Source organism: Clostridium sp. 1001283B150225_161107_B6 (genome assembly GCF_015556325.1).
In the GTDB taxonomy this organism is placed as follows: Bacteria; Bacillota; Clostridia; order Lachnospirales; family Lachnospiraceae; genus Enterocloster.
The window spans coordinates 138,510-151,966 of sequence record NZ_JADNMD010000001.1 but is presented as its reverse complement, the minus strand read 5'-3'; the positions used below and the strand labels follow the sequence as shown (position 1 = coordinate 151,966).

At 52.1% G+C, this 13,457-nt stretch carries 8 protein-coding genes; 1 reads left to right on the top strand and 7 read right to left on the bottom strand.

All coding sequences use genetic code 11. The features are described from left to right. Positions 1-30 precede the first annotated feature (30 nt). The 6 genes from I2H39_RS00735 to I2H39_RS00705 form a co-directional block, all read right to left on the bottom strand. Entirely contained in the window at positions 31-5,661 is a 5,631-nt protein-coding gene (locus I2H39_RS00735; protein ID WP_227146894.1) for an EAL domain-containing protein, read from the bottom strand. Between the two features lie 68 nt (positions 5,662-5,729). After that, complete coding sequence (locus tag I2H39_RS00725) at positions 5,730-7,301, bottom strand: bifunctional diguanylate cyclase/phosphodiesterase (protein WP_195625576.1); 1,572 nt, start codon at positions 7,299-7,301, stop codon at positions 5,730-5,732. Further along, positions 7,301-8,404 carry a cobalamin-dependent protein gene (locus I2H39_RS00720; protein WP_195625575.1) on the bottom strand — a complete coding sequence of 368 codons (1,104 nt, stop codon included), beginning with the start codon at positions 8,402-8,404 and terminating at the stop codon, positions 7,301-7,303. Before I2H39_RS00720 ends, I2H39_RS00725 begins: the two co-directional genes overlap by 1 nt. Positions 8,405-8,441: 37 nt before the next feature. Further along, positions 8,442-10,508 (bottom strand): methyl-accepting chemotaxis protein, encoded by a 2,067-nt coding sequence (locus I2H39_RS00715; protein ID WP_195625574.1) that lies wholly within the window; start codon positions 10,506-10,508, stop codon positions 8,442-8,444. A gap of 178 nt (positions 10,509-10,686) precedes the next feature. Beyond that, on the bottom strand, positions 10,687-11,124 hold the full coding sequence (locus tag I2H39_RS00710) for a flavodoxin (protein ID WP_138307118.1): 438 nt from the start codon (positions 11,122-11,124) through the stop codon (positions 10,687-10,689). A 14-nt stretch (positions 11,125-11,138) separates the two neighbouring features. Continuing rightward, positions 11,139-11,756: a DUF3793 family protein gene (locus I2H39_RS00705; RefSeq protein ID WP_195625573.1), complete on the bottom strand. Its 618-nt coding sequence runs from the start codon at positions 11,754-11,756 to the stop codon at positions 11,139-11,141. A 304-nt stretch (positions 11,757-12,060) separates the two neighbouring features. Between I2H39_RS00705 and I2H39_RS00700 the strand changes: the two genes are divergently transcribed. Beyond that, complete coding sequence (locus tag I2H39_RS00700; RefSeq protein ID WP_138307122.1) at positions 12,061-12,951, top strand: LysR family transcriptional regulator; 891 nt, start codon at positions 12,061-12,063, stop codon at positions 12,949-12,951. An 81-nt stretch (positions 12,952-13,032) separates the two neighbouring features. Here the strand turns inward: I2H39_RS00700 and atpC are convergent, their stop codons facing one another. Continuing rightward, on the bottom strand, positions 13,033-13,449 hold the full coding sequence (atpC, locus tag I2H39_RS00695; RefSeq protein ID WP_138307124.1) for an ATP synthase F1 subunit epsilon: 417 nt from the start codon (positions 13,447-13,449) through the stop codon (positions 13,033-13,035). Positions 13,450-13,457: the final 8 nt, after the last annotated feature.

Here is a 13,457-nt window from a genome sequence, read left to right as displayed (position 1 = left end):
CCAATTGTATATGCTTTATACTGCCGCCCATCAAGTCCGGTTCCCGCCCCGCGGCAGAGGCGCTGTCCTGAGTACAGTACCGCAAAGGGTAGCCAGCAGTACCTTCAGATCTATGGGCTTGGCCACATGGGCCGTCATACCGGCGTCCCTGGCCATCTGGATGTCCTCTGCAAAGGCATTGGCCGTCATCGCTATGATGGGTATGTTTGCTGCGTCCGGGCGTTCCAGCTTCCTTATGACCCGGGTAGCCTCATACCCGTTCATTTCCGGCATCTGGATATCCATCAGCACCGCGTCATAGGTGCCCGGCAGGGAATCCTTAAATGCCTCCACTGCCCTGGCCCCGTTGGAAGCCACGGTAAAGCAGGCCCCGTACATTCTCAGCACCTCACAGAGTATCTCAGAATTAATTGCATTATCCTCAGCCACAAGGAAACGGCATCCCGCCAGTATCGTTCCCTTATCCGTATCATCCGGAAGTTCCGGCTGTTCCCTGTCCTCATTGCCTGCAGCAGAAGCCCATTTCAGGTCCAGCTCCACACAGAACACGGACCCCTGGTTCAGACGGCTTTCCACGGAAATACTGCCGCCCATCAGGTCCACCAGGCCTTTGGTGATGCTGAGTCCCAGCCCGGTTCCCTCAATACGCGACGCATTGCGCAGGAAGGGCTCGAATATATGGGCCAGAAACTCCTCCGTCATACCCACGCCGGTATCGCTGACCGTAAACCGGTACCTGGACCATCCATCCCCTGCAGGAGAAGATGTTTCCTCCGCCAAAAGCTCTACGGTTCCCCCCTCAGGCGTAAATTTAACTGCATTTCCCAGTATGTTGATTAATATCTGGTTGATGCGCAGTGCGTCCCCATAAAACCTTGGATGCAGCATTTCCCCTTCCCGGATATGGAATGCCAGACCTGCATTGACAGCCTGCGGACCCATAATAGATGAAAGCTGTTCCAGCATTCCTTCCATGGTTATCTCCATATTGTTCAATTTGATTTTTGAGCGCTCAATCTTACTCATGTCCAGGATATCGTTAATCAGGCTCAGCAGATGCCTGGATGACAATGATATCTTATTCAGGTAATCCTTAAGCCGGTCCCGGTCCCCCATGTTAGAAAGGGCAAGGGTGGTCATGCCCATTATGGCGTTCATGGGCGTGCGGATATCATGGCTCATGGATGATAGGAAATCGCTTTTAGCCCGGCTGGCTTCCTCCGCAAAGGCCAGGGCCTCTTCCAGCGCTTCCTTAGACTTCCGTTCAGCCGCCAGTATATCCGTCACATCTGCCCTGGCCATGCAGATGGTATTATGGTCCTTGTCGCCCCACAGTATATTAATCTGCTTGTACCGCGGTTCCCGCCCGTTCCCATAAGGCAGCACAAAGTCATACCCTTCCGGTTTCTCCTTAAGCCTTTCCAGCATAGTCTCCATCCGGAACTGCCTTTCCGCCTCCTGGCGGGCATGGGAGACGTAATGCGCCGTCATTCCCTTTAAGCAGGCATTATAATCCTCCACGTAGTAGGGCGGAAGGTCGTCCAGAATCGTCCGGCGGTCATGCATGGTCAGGCTGCCGCTGCATATATCCAGAAGCCCCATCACCTCAAAGATGCTGGCCACAATGTTCAGGGTTCCCTGCTGTTCCCGGACAGAATCCGTAATGTCGGTCCGCGCCATGCAGATACGCCCGATGCGCAGGTCGATTGCCGTAACCGTCAGGTTCTTTGTCAGTATTCCCCCGGATTTCCAGCGGACTGAGTAGGGGAATGAATAAAATCCATCCCGCTTTAACCGTGATATCATATACTCCTTATCCAGCATACTGCCTGCATTGGCCCTGTCCCTTGGCACCACGATATCCTGAACCAGCCTCCGGACCTGTTCCGAGTAGATTCCATAAGGCTCAGGCACATCCTCCGCCCCGTGGTTATAGGACAGCAGGGTATAATGGTCCCGGTTCAGGTCCACATCCATCACCATATCATAACTGGACACGGACAGCTTGTGGAGAATCCGGTCCGATACAGTCTGTTCCGTCACATCGGTAACAGTAAGGATGCCCGTCACATCACCGCTGTCCGGAGTGGCAATCAGGTTCATCTTAAACCTGGCGTATAAGCCCTCCGGTTTCCTTGGCATGCGTACAAAACAGTCCAGCTTCAGTTCCAGATTTCCCTTTTCAAAGGCTTCCAGGGACGGCTGGTTGAGATATGTCTTAAGGAAACGCCGGCGCATGTCCGGCTCCGCCACAAATCCGGATATACCTTTAAAAAAGTCCTCCCGTCTGGCACCGAAGGTTTCAAGCAGGTCCGAACCCATATAATCATTGATTTCCAAAATACGGTTCTGCGTAATGTTGCAGTGGCCCACAATCAATGTATTTGGCTCCAGCGTGCGGTAATGCTGTACAATCAGGTCATTGTACTGGCTGCGGAGCATTTCCTGCTCCTCCCGTTCCCTGGTCATATCCCGGAAACAGGCGTAAATCTGCTTCTCCCCCTTGTCGCTGTCTATGATGGAAAGGGTGTTCTTCACCCAGACATAACTTCCGTCCCCCTTCATCAGACGGTAAGTAATCTCACATTGGACCTCGCCGCTTTCAATGTACTCCGCCATCTTCTGCCGCACCTGTTCCACGTCCTCCGGATGGACTCCCGACGTGGCGTCTTTCCCGTACAGCTCCCAGGTCTGGCTCAGGGACATGTCTGTCATGGCAGCAAATCCATCTGATATGAATTCCGGCGTCATTCCCCCATCCTTCCCATAACGGACAACCGCCACGCCGCCGGGCAGATACCTGAGCACGGTCTGGAAATACTGCTCCAGCCGTTCCATCTCCTTTTTATTTTCAATGTCCCTGGTAATATCCTGTATGTACTCCACATAGGCGGGTATGCCGTTCCAATCCATCTCATAAAAACGGGTACGCATGGTCCGGCCGTCCTCCATAGGCATTTCACGGGCCTGGCCCTCAAATTCATTGAATCTTATGTTGCAGAAAGGACAGGGGGCCTCCTGGCCCTGCAGGGCCTTGTAACACTTCTTTCCCACACATTCCCCGGATGCAGCAAAGAGATGTTTGGCGTCGTTCACATACAAAAGGTCGTAATTGCGTTTGTCAATCACATAAATGCCGTCAGCGGTCTGAAGGGTCATATTCTGAAGCAGCTGTGTTTCCGGAGATACTTCCGTCACCACCGCATAAAGCCGTGCTCCTTCCCCGTTTGAGACAATACACCGTCCATTGAGGCGAATCCAGAGCAGGGAGCCGTTTTCGTGCCAGATACGGTACGAGACATCCAGGCTTCCTCCTGTTTCCATAACCTGCATCACGGTCTGGGCCACCTTCTGGCGGTCCGCCTCATAAATCATACTGAGGCTGTCCCCCATCATCAGCTGTTCCAAATCCCCGCGGCCGCGGCCGGAAAGGGATGCGATACCGTCTGAAAAGAAAACCGGCATGACCTGCCCGTCCTTTATTTCAATATGGATGATTCCTCCCGGTATGCTGTTGACCAGATGCTCCAGCTTTTCATTCGCCCTGTCAAATTCCCTCTCCAGATGAACATACTCGCTGATATCCTTGCACACAACATAAAAGAGTTTTGTGCCGTCCTTCTGCACCTTCTCCTGGCCGCTCATATGAATCCAGCCGTATTCCCCCTTATCCTTTTTCCGGACGCGGCATATATGCAGCAGGGTTCCCGTATTCCAGACAGCTTCCAGCACCTTTTCCCTCAGAAGCTTCATATCATCAGGGCAGACTCCCGGAAAGAGTGAATCCAGTATGGTCTTTTGTGTCTGTTCCATGGGCATTCCCAGGGCTTCATAAAAGGACTGGTTGTAAAACAGGGGAATCAGCGCCTCCTCAGTGACCCGGCATACGCATAATCCGCAGGGAAGGCTGTTTAAAATGTCCAAAAATGCCATCATGGACAATGGCGTGTCCGGCTGTTCCCTAGTCTCAATGGGCGTATCCAGTTCCCGGCGGTTTAAAAGACCTGATATTTTGATAAGGTCATCAAACTCCTGGCACGGCATGGGTTTTCCGTAATAGTATCCCTGGACATAGTCACATCCCATTTCCCGCAGGCGTGTAATCTGCTCCTTCTTCTCCACGCCTTCCGCCACCACGTCCAGCTTCATCCATCGGGCCAGTTCCATGACAAAATGCAGGATTCCCTGATTGACCGGTTTGGAAGTCTCATCCTGTATAAACTTCATGTCCAGCTTCAATACGTCTAAGGGCATCCGGTTCAGCATGTTCAGTGAGGAATAACCGCTTCCAAAGTCATCCATTTCAATGATAAATCCCTTTCCCCGCAGGCATCCCAATGTCTCAATAAGCTGGTCCGGGTTCTCCGTGTATGCGCTCTCTGTTATCTCCAGATGAAGGCGGGAGGGCGAAAGGGAGTACTTCCTGACAGTCTTTATGAGGATATCGGCCAGGTCCGCGTGATAAATATCGGACCTGGAAACATTGACGGACACCGGCAGCCTGGGATATCCCTTTTCATCCCAGGATTTTAACGCGGCGCATGCCCGGTCCCACACATACCGGTCCATCTTTATGATGAATCCGTTCTTCTCAAATATGGGAATGAATTCAGCCGGCGGCAGAAGTCCCCACTCGGGATGATTCCACCGCACCAGAGCCTCCGCCCCCACCAGCGTGTGGTCTGAGAGCCGGTACTGGGGCTGGAGGTAAATGACAAACTGCTCCTTTTCCAGAGCCTCATCCATGCTATCTGTGATGGCCTGTTCCCTCAGAAGCTGGTTGCGCAGCTTATCATCATAGGTGGCAAAGCAGGTTCCGTATCTTCCCTTAATGCTCTTGGCCACCAGAAAGGCCCGGTCGCACATCTGTTCAATGGACAGGGATTTATCACTGACAGGAAAGATTCCCCACTTAACCGTTACATTCCTCACTTCCCCCAGGCTGTTGATTTCGTCAATAGCCTGCCTGAATACACGGTCCGTATAAGCAAAATGGTGTTCCACCAAACAGGCGAACCGGTCTGCACTGAATCGGCCGCAAAAGCCATTCTCACCTACCAGTTTCCTGTATGTGTCCGCCATCCTGCACAGGAGACGGTCACCGGCCGGAACACCGAATACATCGTTGATTAATTTAAAATTTTCTATATCGGAACAGACGATATCATACTCCCTGTCCGGATGGTCCAGCATGGTTTCCCTTGCCTGCTGGCAGAAAAACTCCTTGCTGCACAAACCGGTCAGGCGGTCGTACCTGAACTGGTTCACTATCACTGCTGTTTCCCGCAGTTTAATGATATTCTCAATGCGCCGCATAATAATCTGCGGCTTATATGGTTTGGCCACAAAATCCATGGCTCCGCTGGTCAGGGCCCTGACCTCGCTCTCCTCGTCTCCGATCTGGGTTGTGACAATAACAGGAATGGGCGCAAACTGGGGATTGGCCTTCATCAGGGACAGGAATGTGTATCCATCCATCACAGGCATAACCAAATCAAGGAGAACCAGTGAAACATCCCCCTTCATATATTCCAGTTTTTCCAGTGCCTCCTGTCCGTTCTCAGCCTCCGCCACCGAATACCGCTGTGATAATATCTCCTTCAGCATCATCCGGTTGATTGCATTATCTTCAACAATTAAAAGCTTCCGCTTTGCAAGCATGTCTTCCTTCCTCCCTGTCCACGGCTCTGCCCATGGTTTACTCTGAAAGTCACAAACCATACCTTCATTTATTTCCGCTGTCTGAGGTACCGGTGAAAAAACTCTTCCTGGGGCACCGGCCTTCCGTAGTAATACCCCTGGGCATAAGAAAAACCCAGTTGTTTCAGAAGGCGGGTCTGTTCCCCTGTCTCCACGCCCTCCGCTATAACCTGCAGCTGCAGCTCCTTTGCCATGTTCACAATCATCCGCATGATTTGCTGCCTGCGCAATACATTGACTCCCTGCTTCAGGAATTCCAAATCCAGCTTTAAAACATCAATGGGCAGCTCCGAAAGTGTATTGAGGGAAGAATAGCCCTTCCCAAAATCATCCATCTCTATAACAAACCCCAGCTGCCTCAGGCGGTCCACCACCGACATCAGCTGGCGGGAATCCGTCACATAAGCGCTCTCCGTTATTTCCAGATGAAGTTCACCTGGTTCCAGCCCGCTTTCCTCTACCATCTGAGCCAGAATCTCAGGCAGTTCGCCATGATAGATATCTGCCCTGGACACATTCACCGACACCGGGACGTAATCCATTCCTTCTTTTTTCCAGCGCTCCAGCATCCGGCAGGCCTTTCTCCACACATACTGGTCCAGGGCGTAGATAAAGCCGTTCTTTTCAAATATAGGTATAAAATCCCCCGGCAGTATCCTTCCATACTCAGGATGGTCCCACCGCACCAGCACCTCCGCCCCTATGAGCCTGCCGGTTTCAATTTCCACCTTGGGCTGCAGGAACAGATGAAACTCCTCCCGTTCCAGTGATTCCTCCATGGTATTGATGACCTTCTGCTCCAGCACCATTTTCTGGCGCATGGACTCGTCATAGACAGCGCAGCGGCAGTTAAACAATCCTTTTATGCTGGCCGAGGCCAGAAGGGCCCGGTCGCACATCCTGGGCACGGTGATGCGGCGGTCCTCCACCGGATAGATTCCGGCCTTAATCTGGATACGCATGGGCAGGCGCGGATTTTCCGCCAGACTGTCCAGCCTCCGGTCCAGTTCCTCATAGAAACTGTCTTCATGGGCCACCAGGCCAAAGAACATGTCGGCCCTGGCCCTGGCAAACAATCCCTTCCCCTTCAGCGGAATGCCCAGAAGGCAGTCCGCCAGCCGTTTTAACAGCTGGTCCCCTGCCGCGGACCCAAAGGCGTCATTTACCATCTTAAACCGTTCTATATCCACTGCCACAATGTCATACCCATTTCCGGAATCCTCCTCCAGAACAGCGCCGGCCCTTTCATAAAATACGCGCTCCGTAAACAGACCGGTGAGAGGGTCCCGCTCCAGATGCTCGATGGTATCCCTGGCCTGCCTGGCTTCCTCCAGCATGATTTTAAGACGGGCATTGGCCTTGGCCAGCTCTCTCTGGGAATTGATAAGCTGGTTATTTACCTTCTGTATCTCATAGTAACCGGAACCATAGGCGGCGTGTCCGCTGTCCTGTCTGAGCAGTTCCTCCCACTCATCCATCTCCCGGGCATCGCAAAAAAGCTGCTTTACATTCTGTCCCTCATGGACCATGTCCGCAGAATTGTGCTGAATTATCTTGATTACATTTCCCTGCAAATCACATAGAGCAATATATCCCATCATTATCCCTTTTCCAGTACATGGTCCGCCCATGACACAAGCTGCCTTGCATCGCGGGTATATACATCCACCTTCCAGTTCCTCCATATCTCATTCGTGCTCATAAATGCATTCCCGCCCACGGCAATCCTGCATCCGGGAAACAGGCTGTGAATCCGGTCCGCCGCCTCCCGGCAGAGCCTCAGATGCTGGGGCATGGTCACAGAAAGGGCAACCAGCTGCGGCTGATGCTCTTCCATGGCTTCCTCCAGGGCATTAAAGGGCACGGACGCCCCGAGATAAATGCTGTCCCATCCGTCATACTCAAACAGGTCCGCCACCATGCGGGCTCCCATCTCATGGAGCTCACTGCCCACGCAGGCTGCCATCATCTTCCTGTTCCTGCGCTTCTGGCCGAATATTACAGGATACATCCGGGACAACGCCAGCTGGGTGACGGATGTGCAGTAATGCTCCTTGTCCACAGAAATGACATTTTCGTGCCACAGGTCCCCCACGCGTCTCATGGACTCCGCTATAATATCCCCGTATATATCCCTTAAGGGGATACCCTCCTTCAGATAGCCAGTCACAAGGGACACAGCGGTCCTGGTGTCGGATGCCAGCAGGCTGTCCAGATACTGTCTGACCTGGCTCTCATACTTTTCCGGCTTCCACTCCTTTTTACAGGTCCCCTTTCCGTATTCCCCGGCCGCTGCCCTGGCCCCAAGGTCTGTCAGCCGGACCGCCTTCATCCCGTCATTCTTGTTCATTACCCTTGATGCACAGTCTCCCACCTGTTTAAAATGCCGCCAGACCATATTCCTCAGTCCATCCTCCGGACATTGTGCCATCACAGGAAGAAGAAGCCGGTACAGCCACCTGGCGTACTCCTCAAATATCCTGGCATCCTCCAGGACAAAGGCAGTGTTTAAAATTTCAATGTCCAGCTGCACCGCCTCCTGCACCTTGTCCCTGTCGCCGGCCGGAATGTCATGCCGTTCCATATAAGAAAACAAGTCACAGGGCTGCTTATATACCTCATCTGCCAATTTCCGAAATTCCATATCATAGTCATGCAATTCCGTGTCATTGTCATAAAATCCCGCATCATAATTTACTGACATCCCATCCACCTCAGATTCCCATACTGAATGTATGCAATCATTCCTCATATGTGCTGTCAAGCCGGAACCTCTCTATAAGTCCTTTCAGCAGCAGTGCCTGAGCCGAAAGCTCCTCGCTGGCAGCAGCGCTTTCCTCAGCAGTGGCTGAATTCTCCTGAATCACGCCCGCTATCTGCTCCATCTCCCGCGTCACCTGTTCCACGGAGTACGCCTGTTCCCTGGATGCGGAAGATATATCGTCCATGGTCTTTACCACCTTCTGTACCCCGGTCAATGCGTTCCTCATGGAAACAGCCGTTGCGTCCACTATTTTTGTTCCGTCCTCCACTGCCTTTAAGGAGTTATTGATAAGGTCAGCCGTATTTCTGGAAGCCTCGGCGCTCTTGGAAGCCAGGTTTCTGACCTCCCCTGCCACCACGGCAAATCCTTTTCCTGCGTCCCCTGCCCGGGCCGCTTCCACGGCGGCATTCAGGGCCAGTATGTTGGTCTGAAACGCAATATCCTGTATGGTCCTGATGATTTCCCGTATTTTAAAGGAGCTTGTTTTGATATTGTGTATGGCGTCCTGCAGCTCCTGCATCCTTCGGTCGCTTTCCGCTGCTTCCTCCCCCACATTCCCGGCCATCCGGCTGCCCTCCAAGGCCCGGTCGGCATTGGATGAAATCTGCTGGGAAAGGTCGTTGATAACAGTGGCCAGTTCCTCCACTGAGCCTGCCTGTTCCGCAGCCCCCCTGGACAGGGTCTGGGCTCCCGCGGACACCTGCTCCGAGCCGCAGGAAACCTGCTCCGCGGAAATGCTGATTTGCCGTAAGGTATGGTTCAGGGCGCCCATGATTTTCTCCAGGGCTTCCCGGATAAACCTGAAATCACCTATGTAATCCCCCTTTACCGGCACAGCCAGATTACCTGCGGAAACCTCTGTCAGTATGTGTGTTATGTCCTCAATGATGTCCTTTAAGGAACGGACCGAAGAACGGACGCTTTCAGACAGCCTTCCAATCTCATCATCCCCGCCGGCCCGTATATCCGCATCCAGGTTTCCTCTGGAAAATGCCTCCATGCTTGCGCTGATTTCACCCAGGGGCTTCATCAGCCTGCGGACCACAAAGACAATCAGCAGGACCAGCAGGGCCAGCATCAGAATGGACATGAATACCATGGTCTCAATCAGATGATTGCGGGTGTAGTTTACCTCTGACAAGGGCAGCGTGGCCACTGCCAGCCAGTCCGTTGTCCTGCAGTTCCGGAACATGGCCGTATACCTGACCCCTGAATATGTAAAATCAGTGATGCCGTTGTAATTATTCCTCACCTTATCTTTATAATCATCTGATATAGTAAGCTCACTGACATTCCTGCCGGAAGCAGTGGGGTCGTCGCTGTATATGTAATCCGAGCCGTTGGAAATCAGCTCCAGATATCCTGCCTCCCCTACCTTTATTCCGGAAAGAGTCTGCTTAAGCGTATCCAGATTTACGTCAAATCCAAACAGCCCTGCTGGCCCTGTGCCGGACCCGGACACCACCGGAGACACGATGGAGACAATCATCTCCTGGGTGGCCGGGTCCAGAAACGGCTCTGTTATGATGGTCTTCCCTTCCGAAACCACGGTTCCGTACCATGCCGTGTCCTCCAAACCAGCATCCACCACGCTGCCGTCCGACAAAAGGTAGCAGTCTGTCCTGGGGTCCGCCACCCATGCCTGCATCACCTTCTCCGTATCCCCCATCTGCTCCAATGCACTGCCCAGCACTCTCAGCACCTCGCCATGCCCGTTATAGGACCTGATGTCATCCTTACCGGTGACCGATGCAAAATAAGCCTGCAAATCATCATTCTCACGGAACATGCTGGCTGCCGTAACCTTGCTGCTGAAGAAATCATCCACCCTGGAAACAGCATAATCTGTCTGAACCTTCAGTATCTTGTCATTCAGGATGGATATGGCTCCGGCTGCCATGACACAGGATATCGTAATGAGTATGATTAAAAAGGGAATCAGAACACACAGCAGACTCAGGCTTATTTTAAACGAGACAGAGCCCCTTCTGTGTCCTTTGCCCTCCTGCCGGTTATTCCTGCCCCTGCCCTCTGAATTTGTCATAAGTTTCATATCCCCCTGCTGTATTCATAGATTCCTGATACTATTCTATTCATTATACCATAGCACCAGAAAAAGGCAAACCGAAAGGTCTGCAAAAAAAAGCATGATACCTGCAACATGCAGCATACCATGCCTGTATTATCACTATACCATGCCTTTCATCGTATTTACATCCCCATTATGCCTCTGCGGCTGCCAGCGCCTTTCCCAGCTCCCTGCACTGATTCAGCGCATCCTCATCCGGGCTTTCCTGGGCAATGACGCCCCTGCCGCCCACTACTTCAGCGCCTGCATCGGCCATACGGGTCTGCCAGTCGCGCATCCACTCTCCGTCTCCCCATCCATAGGAGCCAAAGAGTCCGATGTGCCTGCCAAAAGCAAATGCTTCCACCTCTGTCACAAAGGGCTCCATCTCTCCTTCTTCCAGAACCTCTGCCCCCATGGCCGGGCATCCCAGGGCAAAAACGCCTGCCTCCCTGAGGGCGTCCGCGGATATATTGGAAACCTCTGTGACCAGGGCCTCCTTTCCCGCCTCTTTGATGCCTTCCGCCACTGCATTGGCCATGGCCTGCGTATTGCCTGTCTGTGACCAGTAAACTACCATAATCTGATTCATGTCATGTATCCTCCTTATATTCTCATTGATTTATATTGATTCAGATTGTGCAACCTTAAGATTCCATCAATCTTCATACCGCGGGAAACCAAATGAATCATGCGCTCACGGGCCTGACTGTATGCCCGGAAGATGCGCTTGCACTCAGGCAGGTCCGCATATACCTTCCAGTATCCCATATAGAGAAAATCCTTTCCGTTATTTTCAATGAATCCCATCACGTCCTTTGCAGGATAGCCCAGCAGCAGGCCTATCTCATGGGGGAAACCGGCACGGTCTTCCATGTGCTCCTCATATTTAATGGATACAAGGCTTAGTATCTCCTCCAAATCCCATCCCCTGTAACCAAACCGTTCCATCAGGGTCTTTACTTCGGGCCGGGCCAGATACGCTTCAAGAGCCTGCCTGATGTAAAGAAGAAATGTGGTTTTCTCAGTTGATTCATACAAAATGCAGCAGGACACTGCCGTATCCCTGAACAGTTCCGGGACCGCCGCCCTCCTGCAACGGTTTACGGTCAGAAGGTTGGATATCTTCATACCTGTCAGTAAAGGTGCACACTGCAATGCCACCTGGGTATCCAAATCGTTTGGATTCAGGTTCAGCATTAGGCGTAAGGTTTCTTTGCTCACGTATTACCTCCGGCTGTCTCATAATTTTAGTTTGGCTGAAAGTCCCCGTGGTTAGCTACAGCTAACTCTTTTACATCGTATCAGACCTGGCGAAAAATTACAATAGCAGAAACAGGGAATAATTCTCATTTTTTATGAGGTTTTTTCGTTTTTATGGTAATGAGGTTTTTTATCTGTGTTTAAAATAATAATGAGTTTTTATCTCATTCAAATTTTGAATGCATTTTTTTAAATTATGGTATATAATAGTCGGATACCCGAACAGGAACTGCCTGTTGAAAAAATCATATATCCGAGGTGACATATGGAATTACTGCAATTACGTTATTTTCTGACAGCTGCTGAATATCAGCACATGACAAAGGCGGCTGAGCATCTTCAGATAGCCCAGCCAGCACTCTCCCAGGCCATACACAGGCTGGAAGCAGAGCTGGGCGTACCCCTCTTTGAGAGAAAGAACAGAAGCATAGAACTGAATGAAGCAGGACGCCTTCTTCAAAAGCGGCTGATTCCCATTGTAAGCGCCCTGGACCGGATTCCAGGCGAACTGAGGGCGGACCAGTACATGTCCAGCCATACCATCCATTTAAAGCTTCTGGCAGCCTCCACCCTGATTACCAACCGAATCATTGCCTACAGGGCCCTGCGGCCGGACGTTAACTTCCAGCTGTACCAGGCTGAGAATCATGCTGACTATGATTTGTGTGTGTCTGCGGTGCGGTCCGACTTAAAAAATGCGGATTATGAGGATTACATGGTCATGCTGGAGGAGGACCTGTATCTGGCTGTTCCCACCCATTCCCCTTATGGGGACAAGGATTCCATCAATCTGGCCGATACCAGGAACGCAGGATACATATGCCTGGCAGGCTCCAGGCCCATACGCCAGATATGCAACAGCTATTTTTCAGAGGCTGATTTTGTTCCAAACGTGATTTTTGAAAGCGATACAACGGAATCCGTCAGGAACCTGATTGCCGCCGGACTGGGCATTGGATTCTGGCCCCAGTACTCCTGGGGACCATTGGGCGGGGAATGGGGGCCCATGTCTCCCCACTCCCCGGTAAAGCTGCTCCCCATCAGGGACCAGGTATGCCGCCGGCAGATTATCCTCATGTGCTCCCCTCTTGGCAAGGACAATCCCATTGTGATGGACTTCTGCAATTTCCTTATACAAAACTCAAAATGGCTGTAGGATGTTTCCATCCCACAGCCATTCTTTCATATTGCCGCTGCTTCCTAATGTAATGTTGCTGTTTCCAGGAAGTTGCTCCCATCACTTTAATTCCCTCAGATGGCTTCCTTTCAGCCTGGAGAGCGCCCTTGCCATGGAAGCCTGGGACATCTTGAATTCCCTCAGGCTCAGTTTCTGGCGCAGCTGCTCTTGCGCGCGCTCCAGCGCTTCCCTGGCCCTGACCTCGTCAATATCCTCAGGCCGTTCCGCCGTGTCCACTATCATGGTCACACGGTTATTGGCCACCTGCAGGATTCCGCGTCCCACAATGGCCTGATGCCATTCTGTTTCCTCCGGCACCTTAAAGCGCAGGTTTCCCTCCTGGACAGCCAGAATCATGGCTTCATGGTGGGGCATAATGCCCATCTCACCGTCTGGCGCTGGCACCACCAGATACGTACAATGCCCGTTATAAAACACGTGGTCGCTGGCAACGATTTTCAGCCAAAATGCAGACATATCCCGGC

Coding starts and splice junctions, on each gene's coding strand:
- I2H39_RS00735 (WP_227146894.1), bottom strand. CDS start 5,661: ATGCTTGCAAAGCGGAAGCTTTTAATTGTTGAAGATAATGCAATCAAC.
- I2H39_RS00725 (WP_195625576.1), bottom strand. CDS start 7,301: ATGATGGGATATATTGCTCTATGTGATTTGCAGGGAAATGTAATCAAG.
- I2H39_RS00700 (WP_138307122.1), top strand. CDS start 12,061: ATGGAATTACTGCAATTACGTTATTTTCTGACAGCTGCTGAATATCAG.
- I2H39_RS00710 (WP_138307118.1), bottom strand. CDS start 11,124: ATGAATCAGATTATGGTAGTTTACTGGTCACAGACAGGCAATACGCAG.
- I2H39_RS00720 (WP_195625575.1), bottom strand. CDS start 8,404: ATGTCAGTAAATTATGATGCGGGATTTTATGACAATGACACGGAATTG.
- I2H39_RS00715 (WP_195625574.1), bottom strand. CDS start 10,508: ATGACAAATTCAGAGGGCAGGGGCAGGAATAACCGGCAGGAGGGCAAA.
- atpC (WP_138307124.1), bottom strand. CDS start 13,449: ATGTCTGCATTTTGGCTGAAAATCGTTGCCAGCGACCACGTGTTTTAT.